General features: G+C 44.0%; 17 protein-coding genes and 1 pseudogene. 3 read left to right on the forward strand and 15 right to left on the reverse strand.

The features are described 5' to 3' along the window. Nucleotides 1–41 precede the first annotated feature (41 nt). From AC04Q6_RS05475 to AC04Q6_RS05530, 12 genes are all read right to left on the reverse strand, one after another. Complete coding sequence (locus AC04Q6_RS05475) at nt 42–1,628, reverse strand: AAA family ATPase (protein WP_476389571.1); 1,587 nt, start codon at nt 1,626–1,628, stop codon at nt 42–44. Then, nucleotides 1,625–2,995, reverse strand: coding sequence for a VWA-like domain-containing protein (locus AC04Q6_RS05480; RefSeq protein WP_476389572.1), 1,371 nt, complete (start codon nt 2,993–2,995; stop codon nt 1,625–1,627). Before AC04Q6_RS05480 ends, AC04Q6_RS05475 begins: the two co-directional genes overlap by 4 nt. Continuing rightward, nucleotides 2,992–4,002: a leucine-rich repeat protein gene (locus AC04Q6_RS05485; RefSeq protein WP_476389573.1), complete on the reverse strand. Its 1,011-nt coding sequence runs from the start codon at nt 4,000–4,002 to the stop codon at nt 2,992–2,994. Before AC04Q6_RS05485 ends, AC04Q6_RS05480 begins: the two co-directional genes overlap by 4 nt. Nucleotides 4,003–4,190: 188 nt before the next feature. Next, nucleotides 4,191–5,600 carry a serine hydrolase domain-containing protein gene (locus tag AC04Q6_RS05490; RefSeq protein WP_110102971.1) on the reverse strand — a complete coding sequence of 470 codons (1,410 nt, stop codon included), beginning with the start codon at nt 5,598–5,600 and terminating at the stop codon, nt 4,191–4,193. Then, nucleotides 5,593–6,972 carry an APC family permease gene (locus AC04Q6_RS05495; protein WP_110102972.1) on the reverse strand — a complete coding sequence of 460 codons (1,380 nt, stop codon included), beginning with the start codon at nt 6,970–6,972 and terminating at the stop codon, nt 5,593–5,595. The genes AC04Q6_RS05490 and AC04Q6_RS05495 overlap by 8 nt, the downstream gene beginning before the upstream one ends. A gap of 176 nt (nt 6,973–7,148) precedes the next feature. Then, nucleotides 7,149–7,793: a GntR family transcriptional regulator gene (locus AC04Q6_RS05500; protein WP_173739759.1), complete on the reverse strand. Its 645-nt coding sequence runs from the start codon at nt 7,791–7,793 to the stop codon at nt 7,149–7,151. 142 nt (nt 7,794–7,935) lie between these two features. Continuing rightward, complete coding sequence (locus AC04Q6_RS05505; RefSeq protein WP_015526181.1) at nt 7,936–8,328, reverse strand: VOC family protein; 393 nt, start codon at nt 8,326–8,328, stop codon at nt 7,936–7,938. A gap of 1 nt (nt 8,329) precedes the next feature. Continuing rightward, on the reverse strand, nt 8,330–8,605 hold the full coding sequence (locus AC04Q6_RS05510; protein WP_476389574.1) for a PfkB family carbohydrate kinase: 276 nt from the start codon (nt 8,603–8,605) through the stop codon (nt 8,330–8,332). A gap of 177 nt (nt 8,606–8,782) precedes the next feature. Beyond that, nucleotides 8,783–9,946, reverse strand: coding sequence for an RNA-guided endonuclease TnpB family protein (locus AC04Q6_RS05515; protein WP_476389575.1), 1,164 nt, complete (start codon nt 9,944–9,946; stop codon nt 8,783–8,785). Further along, nucleotides 9,876–10,532 (reverse strand): IS607 family transposase, encoded by a 657-nt coding sequence (locus AC04Q6_RS05520; protein WP_288720047.1) that lies wholly within the window; start codon nt 10,530–10,532, stop codon nt 9,876–9,878. Before AC04Q6_RS05520 ends, AC04Q6_RS05515 begins: the two co-directional genes overlap by 71 nt. Nucleotides 10,533–10,613: 81 nt before the next feature. After that, nucleotides 10,614–11,081 carry a PfkB family carbohydrate kinase gene (locus AC04Q6_RS05525; protein ID WP_476389576.1) on the reverse strand — a complete coding sequence of 156 codons (468 nt, stop codon included), beginning with the start codon at nt 11,079–11,081 and terminating at the stop codon, nt 10,614–10,616. Nucleotides 11,082–11,117: 36 nt separating this feature from the next. After that, the gene (locus AC04Q6_RS05530) at nt 11,118–12,734 is read right to left on the reverse strand and encodes a mannitol dehydrogenase family protein (protein ID WP_476389577.1); all 1,617 of its coding nucleotides are present in this window, start codon (nt 12,732–12,734) and stop codon (nt 11,118–11,120) included. A 407-nt stretch (nt 12,735–13,141) separates the two neighbouring features. Between AC04Q6_RS05530 and AC04Q6_RS05535 the strand changes: the two are divergent. The 3 genes and pseudogenes from AC04Q6_RS05535 to AC04Q6_RS05545 all read left to right on the forward strand — a co-directional run. After that, nucleotides 13,142–13,276 (forward strand): annotated as a pseudogene (locus AC04Q6_RS05535) (hypothetical protein); the annotation flags it as partial. After that, nucleotides 13,239–14,336 carry an RNA-guided endonuclease TnpB family protein gene (locus AC04Q6_RS05540; protein ID WP_119248409.1) on the forward strand — a complete coding sequence of 366 codons (1,098 nt, stop codon included), beginning with the start codon at nt 13,239–13,241 and terminating at the stop codon, nt 14,334–14,336. The pseudogene AC04Q6_RS05535 and the gene AC04Q6_RS05540, both read left to right, overlap by 38 nt. A gap of 193 nt (nt 14,337–14,529) precedes the next feature. Further along, nucleotides 14,530–15,663, forward strand: a complete 1,134-nt coding sequence (locus AC04Q6_RS05545) for an ROK family protein (RefSeq protein WP_476389578.1) — start codon at nt 14,530–14,532, stop codon at nt 15,661–15,663. A gap of 112 nt (nt 15,664–15,775) precedes the next feature. On the opposite strand, the gene udk is transcribed toward AC04Q6_RS05545, so the two are convergent. The 3 genes from udk to AC04Q6_RS05560 form a co-directional block, all read right to left on the reverse strand. Continuing rightward, nucleotides 15,776–16,396, reverse strand: a complete 621-nt coding sequence (gene udk, locus AC04Q6_RS05550) for a uridine kinase (protein WP_021976352.1) — start codon at nt 16,394–16,396, stop codon at nt 15,776–15,778. Between the two features lie 175 nt (nt 16,397–16,571). Beyond that, nucleotides 16,572–17,204 carry a methylenetetrahydrofolate reductase gene (locus AC04Q6_RS05555; protein WP_256137233.1) on the reverse strand — a complete coding sequence of 211 codons (633 nt, stop codon included), beginning with the start codon at nt 17,202–17,204 and terminating at the stop codon, nt 16,572–16,574. Nucleotides 17,205–17,214: 10 nt separating this feature from the next. Beyond that, nucleotides 17,215–17,766 carry an MATE family efflux transporter gene (locus AC04Q6_RS05560; protein ID WP_118071783.1) on the reverse strand — a complete coding sequence of 184 codons (552 nt, stop codon included), beginning with the start codon at nt 17,764–17,766 and terminating at the stop codon, nt 17,215–17,217. Between the last annotated feature and the right edge of the window lie 7 nt (nt 17,767–17,773).

A 17,773-nucleotide genomic window follows, 5' to 3' on the forward strand; every position in this document is an offset into this window, starting at 1 on the left:
AATTTAATCAATAGTAAATAAGCAATTGGTCAGACAAACTATCACTTTATCCCATTATTGAGAATATTTTCCACTTCCTCCATCTGACCCAGAAGCATTTTCTGGCGGTCGTCAAAAAGAAGACCTTTATTATGCCTGTAATACTGGTCAGAACCGTTCTCCCGAATGAACCAGAGACTATAATAGTTGGCATTCAGTTCTGTGATAAATGCCACCATTTCCTGACTGTCCCCAAAGGCAGCTTCCATAAAGTCGAAAACGTTCTGAAGAGTAAAGGATATTTCGTCGGTTCGGTTTTCGTAGGCTTCGGTTTCGGATTCAAAGAGGGCTTTCACAAACTCATAGTTCCTGTTTGACGATAGAACTTCCGATTCTGCTGCAGCACTTCTGCCTCCTGCCGGCTCTGAACCTGATCCGGTTTTATCTGATCCGGTTGATTCCGAAGCTGATTCCAATCCGGACGCATTTTCAAAGAATGACACAACACGTTTCTGTATACGCTCCTGCTGTTTTGTAAGAAGCTCACTCTTTTTGTCCTTTTCAAGATCCGCCTCTGCTTTTTCCATGAGATTTTTTGCTGTGAGGCTGTCCTGAGCTTCTCTGAAGTACACCATATAATCATACAGTTTCGTGAGGTAGGCATCGGTAAGATAGCATTCTGTAAAAAGCTCGCTGAGCTTTCCGTTGAGAAGGCTTACAATGCTCAAATGCTCGTCCAGAGAGGCTGTGCGGATTTTACCCAGAGTAATGGGATCCCACTTTCCTTTCAGGATGTCCTCCACTTTATAATCCGTTCTGTACTTATAATAAAGAGCCAGATAGCTGGCGAAATCCTTCGCGATCATCCTGTGCTGGATGTACTGGCTGACCACCTCACGGTCTACGGTTTTTCCAAGGATCTCATAAACCTGGATCAGACGGGAAAGATCCTCCCAACCTCTGGCTGTGGCAAAGATCTTTCCGTCTACGGTATTCTCCACCCTGTAGAAATTTTTTCTGCGAAGCTCCAGATAGGAGATCACCGCCGGATGAATTCCCTGCTGGTAGGCGTATTCCTTCCATACATCAAAGTCTGCCTCCACATCAATCTTCTTGATACGATCCAGAGTGACCACATCGAATTCCCGGACGGATTTGTTATATTCCGGCGGGTTGCCTGCTGTGACGATTACCCAGCCTTCCGGCACCTTCTGGTTTCCGAAGGTTTTTCCCTGAAGGAACTGCAGCATCATCGGTGCCAGTGTTTCAGATACGCAGTTGATCTCATCAATGAACAGGATGCCTTCTTTCAGACCTGTTTTTTCCATTTTGTCGTAAACGGACGAAATGATCTCACTCATGGTATATTCCGTGACAGAAAATTCTTCCTCACCATAATTCTTTTTTACAATAAAAGGAAGTCCCACAGCACTCTGCCTGGTGTGGTGGGTAATGGTATAGGAAACAAGAGCAATCCCGCATTCCCTTGCTATCTGTTCCATAATCTGTGTCTTTCCGATTCCCGGAGGGCCCATAAGAAGGATCGGTCTCTGTCGGATCGCCGGGATCCGGTACTCACCGAATTCGTCCTTTGAAAGATATGCTTCTATGGAATCTCTGATCTCCTGCTTTGCTCGTTTTATGTTCATGGTTTTTCTTCTCCTTGTAATTCTTCCTCCGTGATCACCAGCTTCATGGCCCAGGCCGGGATATCCACATCCTCAGGCTCCTGCTCCATAAATACAAATGCTGTCCGGTATGGCGGCATCTTTGCCGGAAAAATACCGTAACCGTCTGTAAAATACACCAGTCCCTTCAGATTTTCAAACTCACGTTTTTCCATTAGCTCTTCCACATAAGCAAAAGCCGGACGGAAATCTGTACCTCCATCACCGTAAAGTTCCAGACTGTCCATGTAATCCTGCAGTTCTTCTCTGCTGGTGATCTTCACATCCGAATGCACCTTCTCATCACACTGGATAATGTGTATATCTACCTTCTGGAAAAAATTCCCGCTGTCGCTTAAGATCCCATAGGTTTCCTCCAGAAATCTCTGTACCAGTTCTCCTGAACAGGACATGGAGGTATCGATCACAATGACAAATTCCGAAACTTTTTTCACTTCTCTGGTTTCCAGGGGTTCGATCAGCGGCATATTCCCGTAAAGGGAAAGCCCGTAGGTATAAAAATTATAATCAAAGCTGTCCGGATCTACAGTCAGTTCTTCCCGAAATACTGCAAACTTCCGCAGAAATTCCCGATAATCATATCGTTCCCGGTTCTCCACTTTCAGCTGATCCAGAAAATCTCCGTCCTGCGCTCCTGCCTCTCTGGAAAAGGTCTCCAGATCTGTCTCGATTCCTTCGCTGATATCTCCCCATTTTTTGCTCATCAGGGGATTGGGTTTCCGGTCGGGCTGCTGGTTTGCCCAGTATTTATGGTCGTCCACGTAGAACTCTTTTTCAAGCTGTGCCAGTTCTTTTTCTTTCAGAAATTCTTCTTTCAGAATCTTGTAGATTCTCTCTGCATTCAGCGTCTTCTTTTCCTTTTCCAGAAGACGGTAGGTTTCCCTCCGGAGAAGACTTCTGGAATATCGGACTGAGCGGTGGTAGATCCCGTCGATCATATGCTCCACTGCAATATCGCAGCTTAAATTCCACAAACGCTTCTCTATTCCCGGCTTCCCAAAGTGCCGGAAAATGCAGTGAAATACCATATGGAGATATCCTCGATTCACAAGAATCCTGTTTTCTTTATAAAGCCCGCCAAGCTGTGCCGGATGGAAGTACATCACAGCCCCGTCTGTTCCAAACGGACTGACCGAACCATCCATCTGATAAATAAAGCTGCTCAGCGCCACATCCAGAAAACGCATGCCAAGATACAGCTCGTCTCTTGCCGCCCGGAGGATGCTGCTGCCGATGTCCTGGAGACGCTGGGCCGCCTCCTGGGGATTGGATCCCTGACCGGGCAGGAAGTTATTTTTATTTTTTTCAGTTGTTTCTATATCACTCATAACTGAAACTTCTTTCTCCTTTTAACAGGGCACCTCTCATTTTCTGTCTCCCCGGCAACCTTCTGCTCTTCCTTCAGCATCCGGCTGCGTTCATTCATCAGAAATGCGGAAATCTCCATATCCTTCTTCCCGGCCGCCACATCAATACTATGTTCCAGGCCCTCTCTGTTCCAGAGTTTTTCCCGAGAAAGCAGCTCCAGACCATTTAAGCTTCCGCTTTCCACCAGAAATCCCCCGATATCCTTAAGATTTCCCCGGATATAATCCTCATACTGCTTCTTCGCCTTTTCGCTCAGCTGCCACGGATAACGAAGCCGCCCGAAGCTCATATCCACCAGGACCTCCAGCTTATCCATCACCACTGCCATATCAAACAGGCTGTCATACTCCGCGAAATCCAGTTCTTTATTATAGAAGCATTGCCGGTAATTAGTCCCTGAGCCATGATACTCCGTAAACAAAATTCTCGCAGGCGTGTTCTCCACCGCCTCATCGTAATGCTCCGGAAAAACCATATGCGCACGTTTTCCACCTGCCTCACCATTTTCATACAGAAAATCCACATCGATCTTCTGCCACAGCTCCCCAAGGATTTCCTTTGCACAGGATTTGATCCCCTTTTTCTGATGGATTACAAGCTCCTTCAGCCCGCTGCAGCCCGTAAACGCCCCGGTTCCCACCTGCATCAGCGTATCCGAAAATTCCAGCCGTTCCAGTTTTTTGCATCCATAAAAAATATATCTTCCGATTTCCTTCAGCGTATCCGGGAAAACGATCTCCTGCACTTCCTCTCCGGCAAGAAGTCTCTCTTCTCCGAACGAAATTACATCTTCGCTCTCCCAGGTTTCTGCATCTTCTTCTCCATCCTTATGTGCAGAAAACGCATACGGCGCCGCACTGACTACCGGAAGACCATTGATCTCTTCCGGCAGCACGATCCGGTCATCGGTACCATAACACCGAACGATCTCTATTGCATTATTTTTAATTCTGTAATGTATTTTCATCGTACACTTTCTTCCCTATGTCACAATAATAAAAATTTCTGTTTCCTATTGTAGACTTATTCCAAACAAAAAACAACCCGTCGGACCACTGATGGCAAGTCAGTATCCTGCGGGTTGTTCGTTTCTTTTATCATAAGGTTGGAGGAATTGCTATATTTTTATCGGTCTATACTTTGAGTTTTTTCTCTTCAGGATTTAAAGTTTCCTGTAAACTTCCATACCATATCCGGCTGTTCCGGAAGATAGGTAACGTTAGGTCTCCAGGTCGCGATCACGGTATCTTTAGAATTGACCCAGAAGGAATACTCTTCCCTGTAGGAAGTGTTGAGCAGTCCCACAGACAGATATAACGTTTCCTGATCCATTCCATAAGCAATGCTGTGATATCTCTTTGTAAAATCATCCGGATAAAGATCGTTCTGTTTCCAGCTCTTAAATCCTGCATAAGCAATCTTTTTCTCACCCTGGACTATCATTTCCAGACGCAGTTTACATCCTTCCGGAATGATCTTTGCACTTTCAATGTTTCTCGGATTTTCTGTAAAAATAATCTCCCGGTTAAATAATCCACTGAGTTCTTTTTCCGCAGTTTTCAGTCTGCCTTCCGGCTGTGGCAGAGAAAGGCTTTTTATTTTTGCTTCCAGATATTTCTCTCCTTCTTCCCGTTTTTCTTCCGGGCAAGGTATGGAAACTGCTTCCTTCATATATTTAAGGCAGATATCTGCCGCAAGATATTCTCTCGCACCTGCGGTAATGCCAATGGCAACCGGAAGTTCCCGGAAGCACACCAAATACTGTCCAAATGCTCCTTCTGCCGCAAAGATCTCTTTTCCTGCTTTGATGTGATATGCATAATGAGTCAGTGCTTTTTTCTCATCTCCGGGAATTACGACTCTTGACTGTCCCATCTCTTCGATCCACCACTGTGGCACCAGCTGCTCACCCTTCCAGTTTCCTTTCTGGAGAAGGAGCTGTGCCAGTGTGGAAATCTGATCTGCGGTCAGATACATGCCCCAGCCGCCGGTATTATGTCCCTCAGGACTTGTAAGCCAGTTGATCTTTCCAAAACCAAGTTTGTCAAAAACACGTTTCTGCATAATGGACAGACAGTTTTCACCCATAACTTTGGTCACGATCCTGGAAAGTGTATAGCTGCATCCGGAATCATAATGAAAAACTTTTCCGATATCTTCTTTCAGCTTAGGCTGTCCAAGCCAGTTCTTCTCCCAGTCTTTTTCCAGTCTGGAAAACCATACATTATTACAGCATTCCGGGGAACCGGCCTGCATGGTAAGAAGATCATATACGGTAATATTTTCCAGGGCTTCATCATATTCATCCGGAAGATCTTCTCTCACATAATCCAGAAATTTATCCTCCAGATGAAGTTTTCCCTCATCCACCGCAAATCCAACACAGATACTTGTTCCGATCTTTGATAAAGAATGCATCATCTGCGGCTCTTCCATTGAGAAAGGTGCCCAGGCTCCTTCAACAACCTTTTCTCCTTTATACCGTACAGAAATACTGTGTAATTCTACGGTGTTCTCAAGTTCCTCAAGCATTTTTGCCAGCTTGAACGGATTTAATTCATTCATTTTTTTCCTCCTCTGCAGGCTGCCATATGGATGTCTCGATACGGATTCCACCTTTTCTGGTGAGATATACACCAATCAGGATCAATGCAACCATAACTATAACAGCAGATACTGCATATACAAGTTTAATACTGAAAATTCCTTTTATAAAAATAATCGTGTAAATGATGATACTGATGGTACAGAATACGTAAAGTCCTGCACTGGAAAGGTGAAATTTGTTCTTCTTCCAGGTATCCGGATATTTCTTCGGAAGACGTGAAATTGCATACACAACTGTAACATTCATAAAAAATGTGATCACCTGGAAAATATTTGTGATCGTCACGATACTCATATCAAAAATGATCGGAAGCAACACTACGATCAGTGTGTAGGTATAGATCAGGTACGGTGCTCCGAAACGGTTTTCCTTCAGAATTCCTTTCGGCAGCCATCCATCCTTGGCAGCCTGAGCGATCGGATATCGTACATCATTAAATACACCATTCAAAGTAGTGATGATTGCCATGATCGGTCCGCCGATCATAAAAAGTTTATACACAATACCAGGAAGGATCTCCTGTGCTGCCGGAAGGATTGTTTCCACACCTGCAACCTTATCGTGAGGAAGCACCCCACCTGTAACCATCGCAAGGCCCACATAAATAAAAAGCAGACATGGCACGCAGGACATTGCCGCAAACGGAACATCTTTCGTTGCTCTTTTCGCGTCTTTACCATACCACAGAACATTGTAGTAACCATTTGCGGAATTGATAAGAAGAAGTGCCGCCAGCATAAAGCCTTTAAAGCCGCCGGTAAACATCTTATCTCCTGAAAAATCAAAGATCGGCTGTCTGATCTGTGTAAGTCCGAAAACAACATACAGAACCATTGTGATCAGAAGAACCGTTGATAATATCTTGCTTACCTTTGCAAAAATATCCATTCCCAGAAGATTCAGAACAAACAGAATAACAACACCTGCGATTGCCAGTGCTTTCACTGTAATTCCCGGGAGGAGATTATTCAAATACAATCCCAGTGCCAACGCAAAAGAACTGTTGAGGATCGGCGTTACCAGTTTCGTATAAGCTACCAGACCTCCGGTGCTGACTCCGGAAAGGTTCGTTACGATGGAATACGGGCCTCCTGCCACGCGCATGGTCCCACCAAGAATAATATACGGAAAAACCATAAAGAATCCCATGACAATCGCTGTCAGATAAGCAAGCCATACAGAATAACCGGTATAAGCCATTGCCGGTCCGATCAGAGTTACCATTCCGGAGCCGATTACCATTCCTACTGCGATTGCAAAAAGATCACCACGCTCAAGTATACCCGGTTTCGGTTCCGGCTTGTTCACAATTATGTTCTTGTCGTTCATTTCATTGCGCCTTTCTTTACTTTTTTACTTTTTATTTTTTATTTTTTATATTGTATACATAAAGAATAGTGAAAAACGCCGTAACTGTCAATAACAATTAACAATTTCGGCGTTTTGTAAAAATTATCTGTTCTGTTTTTGTATACTTTTTACAGAAAAATGGTAATTTCTACAGCCTAATTATACCGTTGCACAAAGTTCTCACAACTGCTTTTTATATGTTTCTGCATACGCAGATAACATTCCATAGCATCACCTTTTCGAATACTTTCTACAATTTCCTCATGCTCTTTCAGAGATTTTCTTACGTACTCTTCTTCATTTACCAGTACGCCTCTGGACAGTCCGTTCCACAGTTCTGACAGCATATTTTTAAGTTTATCATTTCCTGCTGCTGTCCATAATTCCATGTGCAAAGTCTGATTGAGACTTGAATAACTTTCAAAATCACCTTTTTCTATCTCTTCTCTGGAAACCTTGAGGATCTGATCAATCCTCTGAAAATCGATCTTATTTTCACAACACAAAACACAGGCTTCACTTTCCAGTGCCGCCCGCACCTGAAAATGTTCGCGGATCGTTTTTTCATTCACTCCAAGAACTACTGCACGTTTATTTCGCTCCAGTTCCAGAAGTCCATCTCTTGCCAGAATCTGAAAGGCTTCTCTTGTAGGTGTAATGGACACTCCAAGTTCCTGCGCAGTACTTTCCAGTGTCAGAATTTCCCCCGCCGGAATTTTTTTTGAAAGAATTGCCTCTCTAAGATTCGCCGCAATCTTTTCTCTTATGGGTAAAGTCTTTATTGGTTTAAGTCCCAGCATGTATATACTCCTGTTCTTATAGATCTTTTTTATTTAGATGAATATTAACAGTATTCTATTCTAGCGTATTTTTACTGTATTGTAAATTCCCATTAAGACAGGTACCCACATTCTTGCAGGAGACTTAACTGACTTACACATTTTATAAATACTGGCTGAACTCCACCTTCTCCTTATTCGGTCCCTCAATAGTAAAGAACTTCACACCATTCTCCCAGAACGGCAGGAAATGGACTTCATCATTGGTAGTATTCAGTCCGGCTGCTGTCACCAGCTCGTGGACTTTCTCCACATCCTTCACATCAATGGCAACATGGTCAATGGCGCCGGATTCCATTTTTGCTGCTTTGTTCTCGTAAGTCTCGATCACAAGATTTCCAAGCTTCAGGAAAGCAACCTTCTCATTGGCAGCCTCGTTCACCGTCTGGAAAGCGATCTTAAATCCCAGTGCCTCATAAAATTTAATGGTTGTCTCAATGTCATTGGTCGGCACACCTACGTGCTGAACTCCGTTCATCTGATCTTTTAAATTCATTTCAAAACCCCATCCTTTCTTCCACCTGTGCAAGCTCCGGCATTGCCGGGATCGCACCTTTTTTCTCCACGCAGAGACTGGCCACTGCATTGCCGAAACGGGCAAATTCCTTCAGATCCTCCTGGGTCAGCTCGTCCAGATGTTTCTCTGCTGTGCTGACTTTGTACAGGAAACCGCCCCAGAAAGAATCTCCGGCTCCGTTCGTGTCTGCGATCTGTCTCACTGTAAATCCCGGTACCATACAGCCGCCATCCTTGCCGTAAAGATATGCTGCCACTCAAAATGTGATTAAACATACTCACATCGAGATAATGCGGATTCTCACGAATACCGCTTACTGTTTCTTTGTGTATGCTTTTGAGTAACCGGAGTTATCTCTACTCACAGATCCTAAGTACACTCCACAGCCGTTAATTCCCGAAATAGCCTTCGGTACATACTTACGTTTGCGGGATCATGCAACTTCGTAAGTCTCTGCATCTCTCAGATTCCGTGCTGCATTGAGATCTCTGTCCTCAATATATCCACATGTGCATCTGTAGATCCTGTCTGAAAGTTTCAGATCTTTTTTAATACAGCTGCAGCAGTGGCAGATCCTGGAAGATGGATACCATCGGTCAACTACCCTCAGTTCGATTCCATATTCAGCACATTTTGTTTTCAATTTTGTCCGGAATTCATAGAATTTCTGGGACGCAACTGCTTTTGAGAGATGCCGGTTCTTCATCATCCCGGATATGTTCAGATCCTCAATCGTTATATGAGACGGCTTGGTTTTCACTATCTCAGATATTACCTTGTTGATATGGTCTGTACGGATATTTTCTATCCGATGATGAAGTTTCTGTACTTTAAGCTTTTGTTTGCATATATTTGCTCCTTGAGTGGTCTCTCCTTTCTTTAAGTTCTCATATTTACGGGAAAGCTTTCGCTGTGCCCGTCTTAATTGTTTCTCAAGTTTTCTGATCCGTGCTGTTTTATTGATATTTCTGTATACAGTTCCATTTGACACAACTGCAAAGTCTTTCAGCCCCAGATCAATTCCGATCCCATCAGTGAAATTTCCATCTGCTTCCGGAGCAGGTATATCGACAAGTGCAGACACATAATATCTGCCTGCTTTCATGGAAACTGCCCCGCTTCGGATCACATATCCATCCTTAGAGGCCGGAATGTAACCTTTTTCTTTCAGCCTTACCCAGCCAAGTGTTGGGATCTTGATCCTGTGACGTTCACAGAGACAGTCTTTGAGATTATTCTTTACAAAATACATTTTTACATCAGATCTTCCTTTTTTCTTATATCTCGGGAAACTACTCTGATGATGAAAAAATCTTGAAAAAGCGGTACAGGCATTTTCGATTGCATTCTTTACCGATTTGGAACTGACTTCTCTGATCCAGAAATATTCCGGATGCCTTGGAAGGTATTCATTGTTCAGCCATACACTGAACGACTTGCCGCTCATAAATCTTTCACCGGCATCATAACGTTCTTTATTATGAAACAGGTAGAAATTATAAATATATCTGCATGTGCCGATTGTCTTATGTATTTTGATCTTCTGCTCTTCTGTAGGATTGATCTCTGTCTTGAAGCTCTTCAGCAATCTCCTCATCCTTTTCTATCTGTTTTTTATACTTACGAAGTCCATATAATCTACAGGAAAACACATGAAGGATGGAAATAATATCCTGTACAAGTTCTTCCTGTGGTGACAGTTCTTCATTGTTCACCACCAGTATCGTTGTGTGGAATTTCATGCAGAATCTTTCAAACCAGTCGTATCCAAAACGGATAAATCTGTCTTTATGCGTGATCACTATGGTTTTGACCTTCTGCTCCATGACTTCGTCCAGTAATCCATTCCATTTCTTGCGGTTATAATTAAGTCCGCTTCCATAGTCTTCAATGCACTGGTCTACGATCATTCCTCTGGCATTACAGAACTGACGCAGAAATGCTGTCTGATTTTGAAGATCATCCCTTTGGTTTTTGGTAGATACTCTTGCATAAATAACAACTTTTCGTTTATCATGTTCTATATTTATACCTTTAAATTGAAGATACTGATCATATGTGTAATAACGCCTGTCTGTTGGAGTTCGGTTTGCTTTTAAGATTCCCTCTCTGTCCCATCTCTGAAGCGTTTTTACAGAAACACCTAATAATTCCGCAAAATCTTTTGGTTTATAATTTGTGATATTTGATGTGTCCATAATATACCTCCATAAGTATATTTAAACACATTTAATATCTTTTTACAATATATTTAGTTACTTATATCATCCTCCTTCGCCGCCACGAGTAACTGCCACAACTTTCACGCCCTGGCTGTACAGTGCTTCTGCTGCTTCCCGGACATCCTTATGATCTGTCAGAAGCTCCGTTTCCTCATCTGAAATCTTCATGAGATCCACATAGGGTACCAGACTTCTCATATGCCTCTTCGCGGTCGCTTCATCCGGCCACAGAGATGCACGGTAATTGGGATCGTAAGAAATCACGCTGCCCTTGTTTTTCGCTCTTTTTACCGAATAAAACGTGGTATCTCTTGCAGGCTGATCCGTCAGGGACAGGGATCCGACATGAAAAATATGGGTATTATCCAACACATCCACGTCCACTTCTTCCTTCTGGATCTTTGTATCTGCTCCCGGTTTTCTTGCAAAAGAGAAGCTGCAACTGCAACATTGGCAGGTGCCCCGCCCGGATGTCTGACTGATTCCATGTCCAAAACTCTTATCGTGCAAGTACGAACGACTGTCTGACTTTTGAACTCTGATGTTTCATTTTACATATTTATGAATAGTCGCCTTTACAGCTCCAGATCCTGCGATCATCTCACGGAACATATCCTCGATCTTCTCTCCGACACCATCTTTATAAAGGTCTGTGAAGAACAATCTCTCATTGGAAAGGATCGGCTTCAGCTGATCCTTGAAGGTTTCCGGTTTTCCGATCACGATATCGCCAAGCTGCTCTGTGATCTCCTCATTCATCGGGTCCGGTGCAAGCTCAAATTTGTTTCCTTCGTCATCTACAGCCAGCATGTATCTCAGCCAGCCTGCGATTCCCAGCGGGATTGCTGTCAATCTGGAAGCATCTCCAAATTTCTTCACATATGCTTTTACAGTCTCACCGAAACGGATACCTACCATCTGGGACACATCTACAGCCAGACGAAGGTTTGTATCTCCAAGATACTCATTCGGGAAACGGTCATTGAAAAGCTCATCCACAAATGCCTGCGGGGAAAGGATTCCAGGATCTGCAACTACCGGAAGTCCCTCGTCATAAGCAACCATACGGGCCATTTTCATCATATCTTCGTTGGTGTTCAGCATGTGTGCAAAGAGATCATATCCAAGTACCACACCAAGAGGGCCGGTTGCGGAATGTACAGGATTCAGGCAAACGGTTACTTTCATTCTCTCGGAGAGATTGACGGTATTTCTGTCCGCCATATATACGCCGAAGCCTTTTTCCAGAGCAGGGCGTCCGTTAGGGAAGCTGTCCTCGATAACAAGATACTGTGGCTTCTCAGCATTGACAAATGGTGCAATGTATGTTTTCTTTCCTGTGATCACCGGCTGCATATCTTCAACGCCAAGCTTCTCAAGGTCTGCTGCGATCTGCTCACTTGGACGAGGTGTGATCTTGTCGATCATGGTCCACGGGAATGCAACCACCTTCTCATCCGTTACATAATCTACAAATCCATCATCTACAAAACCTGCTTTATGCCATTCCTCTGTCATAGTCAGCACGGACTCACGAAGCTTGGCGCCGTTCTGTGAGCAGTTATCCATAGATACCAGAGCGATCGGATATTTCCCTGCTTTATATCTCTCATTCAGCATAGCCACAAGAACTGCCATTGCTCCCGTTGCCTTATCCGGTCCGTTTTTAATATCTGCTTCCACAAACGGGAACAATGTTCCGTCTGCTTTCTGGAGTGCATAGCCCTTCTCTGTGATCGTGAAAGAAACCAGCTGCAGAGATTTAGCCGCAAAAATTTCTTTCAGGCGGTTCCATTGTTCAGCATCAGAAGACTGTGCTTTCACTGCTTCTGCAAGTGCCCCGAGAACTTTGTACTCACGGGTTCCATCACCGTGAAGAATGACATTTAAGCCAAGGTTGTCATATGGCGCGTAAATCTTATCTACTACATCATAATCAAAGGTCTCTACACATGTGATGCCTCTGTCAAGAACTCCCCCTTCCAGAAGACCATCTGCAATACCTCCGATAAATACACGGAAGATATTTCCGATTCCGAAATGTACCCAGCCTGGCTCCTTCTTCGCTTTCTCAGTAACTGCCTCTACATCGTATCCTGGAAGATTGATGCCTGCTTTCTCCCATGCTTCACGCTCTTTGATTCCTTCTCTTGTTAATTTCATGATAGAACCTCCTTTTTTTCGTTCATTTCGTTATTTATGTCTTTTACTTATGTTTATGTCTTAACTGTAAGTAGAGTATAAAACTTTCCTTTTTAAAAATCTATTGGCAAAGCGTCTAATTTTACTCTTATTTTTTTGTTTACTTTTACCCGTTCTCCCCTACATTGTATTTCCCGCAAATTTATACTAAAATACATTTAACAAATGTAGCAAGAATTCTCTCACCTCTTCAGGTGGTGAGATGAATTGCACATCGGAGCATGTCTGCTCAAAAAAATCTCTATAGTATAAAAGAAACACTTGTTCTCCCTTCCCTGATGTAGTATACTGAAAAGAACAATTAGTTCATAAATACATATCCGTTGATATAAGAAAAAGGATGATAAATATAATGGAGTTAGACCATGAAAGATGCATTCTGGGGTCAGATATTCTGTCTGCTCAGTGCAGGCGGAGCAACGATTGAAACGATACGGCAGTATATAGAAAGCCAGGGTGAGAAGAATGAACCGCGCCGTAAAAATAAGGATCTATCCAAATAAAGAGCAGAGAGTTCAGATAGAGCAAACAATCGGCTGCAGCCGCTTTATCTATAACCAGATGCTTGCAGATAAGATCAGCTATTACCAGAAAGAAAAAAAGATGCTCCGGAACACACCGGCCGGATATAAAAAGGAATATCCATGGCTGAAGGAGGTGGATTCCCTTGCCCTGGCGAATGCGCAGCTGCATCTGGAAAGTGCGTTCCGGAAGTTTTTTCGGGAACCAGCCTGCGGATTTCCACGTTATAAATCAAAGAAGCATGCAAGAAATTCATATACGACCAATGCACTAAACGGAAATATCCTTTTGCAGGATACCCATCTGAAACTTCCAAAGATGTCCGTCATAAGGATAAAACTTCACCGTCAGATTCCATCAGACTGGAAACTGAAGTCTGTAACTGTGAGCCGTGAGCCATCCGGGAAATATTTTGCCAGTCTTTTGTTCTACTGTGAGAACCAAACAGTGGAAAAAAGACCGGCAGAGAGATTTCTTGGGATCGATTTTGCCATGCAGGGAATGTGTGTATTTTCTACAGGAGAAAGAGCCGGGTACCCTATGTTTTACAGAAAAGCAGAGAAAAAACTTGCAAGAGAACAGAGAAAGCTCTCCCACTGTGAAAAAGAAAGCCGGAACTATCAGAAACAGAAAAAAAGGGTAGCTTTATGTCATGAAAAGATAAAGAACCAGAGAAAAGATTTCCAGCATAAGCTCAGCAGGGAGCTTGCGGAAAGATATGATGCAGTATGTGTGGAAGATCTGAATCTGAAGGGAATGTCCGGAAGGCTGCACCTTGGGAAAGGTGTGCAGGATAACGGGTACGGGCAGTTTCTGTTCATGCTGGGATACAAGCTGGAAGAATGTGGAAAACATCTTATAAAAGTAGACCGTTATTTTGCATCCAGCAAGATCTGCAGTCTATGCGGACATAAGAAAAAGGAACTGGCATTGTCGGATAGAATGTATGTTTGTGAATGTGGAAACAGGATGGACCGGGATGTGAATGCAGCAGTCAACATCCGTGAAGAAGGAAAAAGAATCTATAAAGAATGTGCCTGACGGCACAAGAAAAAAATCCGTAACCGGATAAACATAAAAAACAAAACCGCGGGACACGCGGGGATAGCCTGTTTTAGCTTTGCCCTAAAGGGTAATCGAGCAGGAAGCCCCCACTTCAAAATCGTAAGATTTAAGTGGTGGGAGCATGTCACGACTTAAACATATCTATAATTACTTTTATCAGGAGAATCTCATGAGTGAAAAAGGATTAACCACCATCAATTTAAAGAAAATAAACCGCTCCAAGGTTTACCAATATATATACCAAACACACCAGACTTCCAAAATGCAAATCGTCCAGGATCTTCAGATGGGGCTTTCCACCGTAAGCCAAAATCTGAACCTACTGGAAAAAGAAGGGCTTATTGACAGAAACGGATATTTTGATTCCACAGGCGGAAGGAAGGCACAGGCCATCCAGATCGCCTCGGATTTTCGGATTTCCATTGGCATCGGGATCCTGAAAAACATGTTCCATATCACAGCCATCGACTTATATGGAAATGCTTTTTATACAGAAACCATTGCTCTTCCCTATTCCAACACAGAAGAGTATTACAGACAGCTGACCGATAAAGTACGGGAATTCATCGCAGAGAATCACTATCCGGAAGAAAAGATCCTGGGTATTTCCATCGCCACACAGGGGATCACTTCTCCGGATAATTCCACTGTGATCTATGGAAACATCATGAACAATACCGGAATGAAGCTGGAGGATTTTTCCCGGCATCTTCCTTACCCCTGTCATCTGGAACACGATTCCAAATCCGCCGCTTTTCTGGAGCTGTGGAATCACCCGGAGCTCGACAGTGCTGTCGTGTTCCTTCTGAACCGGAATCTGGGCGGTGCCATTATCACCAATCATCAGATCCATCAGGGAAGCTCCATGCACAGCGGAACCCTTGAGCATATATGCGTGAACCCGGACGGCCCTTTATGCTACTGCGGAAACCGTGGCTGTCTGGAGACCTACTGCTCTGCCAATGCTCTGGAACAGTCTGCCGGGATGCCTGTGAAGGAATTTTTCCCGCTGCTCCGCAAAAAAAAATCTCCCCGGCTTGCTGAGCACTGGGAAGATTACCTGAACCATCTGGCCTTTGCCATGAAAAACCTGAACCTGATCATCGATGCGCCGATCATCATCAGCGGATATCTGGCACCTTATTTTACGGAAGAAGACATCACTTATCTGCTGGAACACATCAACACAGGCGCACCCTTTACCCTGGATAAAGATCAGATTCTGGTCGGTACCCACGGACAGTATACACCTGCCATTGGTGCAGCTTTATATTATGTAGAAAAATTTATACAGAGCGTGTGAATACAGGCAGCTTCACCTGAACCGCTCAAAAAAGCATGTCATACACAGCCAGACGGATATAACTTGATCCGCTCTGTCCTAAGGTATGACATGCTTTTTTTTATTTTACTTATTATTTTTTCAGTTCTTTCAGCAGCTGCCCGATCTTTGACACAAACAGATCAAAGGCCACATTATTCTTACCGCTGTTGATCACAATATCTGCTTTCGCCCGTGTAGGCTCCACGTACAGATAATGCATCGGTTTTACTGTGGTAAGATACTGATCGATGATTCCGTTTAAATCCCGTCCACGTTCCTCCACATCTCTGGAGATCCGTCTTAAGATCCTCTCATCTGCATCTGCTTCCACATAAACCTTGATATCCAGAAGATCTCGGATACGGGGATCTGCAAGAAGCAGGATTCCCTCTACCAGAATGACCGGTCTTGGTTCGATCTTCAGCACTTTGTCGGAGCGGTTGTGCTGACTGTAATCGTATACCGGACATTGGATAGTTTTGCCCTCCTTGAGTTCTTTGAGATGCTCGACCAGAAGATCGGTTTCCAGTGAATCCGGGTGATCGTAATTCACCTTCACACGTTCTTCAAAAGGAATTCCGTCCTGTCTGCGGTAGTAATTATCATGATAGATCACCACCACATCGTCTCCGAAATGCTTCTTCAGTCTGTTTGTAAATGTAGATTTGCCGGAACCTGATCCTCCGGCGATCCCGATAATAATACTTTCCATCGTCTCTTTACCTCTTAAGCTAGAATTCTTCCGCTGTGGATCCCGCAGGCTTCCCGAAGAGTTTTTCCGTATAGAGAAGCTTTTTCTTACACAAAAGCTGCCCGGTCGGTGTGCATCTCCTGCACCCGGTTCCGGACAGCTTTTCTGGTTATTTTTTATAAAGCAATCGTTCTGATCAGATCTCAGCCTGCTCCAGAAGTGCCGGGATCTTGGACTCCCATCCAAGTGCCATGATATGTACACCCTGGCAGTATGGCTTGCACTCTTTGATGATACGTGCAGCGATCTCAACACCAGTGATACCGGCTTTTGTTTTCTCTTTGTCTGCTTTCAGCTCCTCGATCATCTCATCCGGAACATGGATGCCGGCTACGTTGTTGTTCATGAACTTAGCCATTCCGGCAGATTTCGGAATGATGATACCAACCTGTACAGGTTTTCCGAACTGTTTTGCTTTTTCCATAAATTTGATGAATTTCTCCGGCTCAAATACAGCCTGTGTCTGGAAGTAGTCTGCACCTGCAGCAACCTTTCTTTCCATCTTTGCAAGCTGAGCGTCAACGGAATCGCTGCATGGAGATACAACGGCACCCTTGGAGAATTTCGGAGGCTCTCCAACCAGCTGGTTTCCTCCAAGATCTACACCGGACTCAAGAAGCTGTACTGTATGAAGAAGAGATACAGAATCAAGATCGAATACCGGTTTTGCCTGCGGATGATCGCCCATCTTCGTATGGTCACCTGTCAGACAGAGGATGTTCTCAATACCAAGCATCGCAGCACTTAAAAGATCAGACTCCAGTGCGATACGGTTTCTGTCACGTCAGCACTTTCATAAACAGCAGATCCAGGCTTAAATTTGTGACAATAACCCCAGCTGAAGAAATGGCAGCCAGCTTTGGCGCGCCGTCTGTCCGCACTGCAATAGAGAGAATATTATATAACACATAGATCGGGGCAAAGGCAAACACCACGTTCAGATACTGCAGTGCCTGTGGCAAAAGCTCCGGTGTGGCACCAAGCAGACTGCATAATGCGCTGCGAAATACGAGAGATACAGCTGCGAAAAGCACACCTGTTATCAGTCCTACACTTAATACGGAGCCGAAAACCCGATTTACACCTTTCAGATCTGCTTCGCCGAGTTTTTTCCCAATTAAGACGCCTGCACCGCCGCCTAAGGTGATTCCCATAAGTAAATAAAGCAGAAATACCGGTGTTGCAATGTTCGCCACAGCCAGGCCGGTACTGCCTATAAAATTTCCTACCAGAGTAGCATCCACAAGGGTGGATATGGTAACCCCAAGAGAAGAACATACTCCCCAGAATAAAAAGGTTCTGTATGCACTTTTTGCATAGTTTGTTTCCATATGATTT

It is taken from the genome of Blautia sp. HA9023 (assembly GCF_056504095.1).

Coding starts and splice junctions, on each gene's coding strand:
- AC04Q6_RS05475 (WP_476389571.1), bottom strand. CDS start 1,628: ATGAACATAAAACGAGCAAAGCAGGAGATCAGAGATTCCATAGAAGCA.
- AC04Q6_RS05480 (WP_476389572.1), bottom strand. CDS start 2,995: ATGAGTGATATAGAAACAACTGAAAAAAATAAAAATAACTTCCTGCCC.
- AC04Q6_RS05485 (WP_476389573.1), bottom strand. CDS start 4,002: ATGAAAATACATTACAGAATTAAAAATAATGCAATAGAGATCGTTCGG.
- AC04Q6_RS05490 (WP_110102971.1), bottom strand. CDS start 5,600: ATGAATGAATTAAATCCGTTCAAGCTGGCAAAAATGCTTGAGGAACTT.
- AC04Q6_RS05495 (WP_110102972.1), bottom strand. CDS start 6,972: ATGAACGACAAGAACATAATTGTGAACAAGCCGGAACCGAAACCGGGT.
- AC04Q6_RS05500 (WP_173739759.1), bottom strand. CDS start 7,793: ATGCTGGGACTTAAACCAATAAAGACTTTACCCATAAGAGAAAAGATT.
- AC04Q6_RS05505 (WP_015526181.1), bottom strand. CDS start 8,328: ATGAATTTAAAAGATCAGATGAACGGAGTTCAGCACGTAGGTGTGCCG.
- AC04Q6_RS05515 (WP_476389575.1), bottom strand. CDS start 9,946: ATGAGGAGATTGCTGAAGAGCTTCAAGACAGAGATCAATCCTACAGAA.
- AC04Q6_RS05530 (WP_476389577.1), bottom strand. CDS start 12,734: ATGAAATTAACAAGAGAAGGAATCAAAGAGCGTGAAGCATGGGAGAAA.
- AC04Q6_RS05540 (WP_119248409.1), top strand. CDS start 13,239: ATGAACCGCGCCGTAAAAATAAGGATCTATCCAAATAAAGAGCAGAGA.
- AC04Q6_RS05545 (WP_476389578.1), top strand. CDS start 14,530: ATGAGTGAAAAAGGATTAACCACCATCAATTTAAAGAAAATAAACCGC.
- udk (WP_021976352.1), bottom strand. CDS start 16,396: ATGGAAAGTATTATTATCGGGATCGCCGGAGGATCAGGTTCCGGCAAA.
- AC04Q6_RS05560 (WP_118071783.1), bottom strand. CDS start 17,766: ATGGAAACAAACTATGCAAAAAGTGCATACAGAACCTTTTTATTCTGG.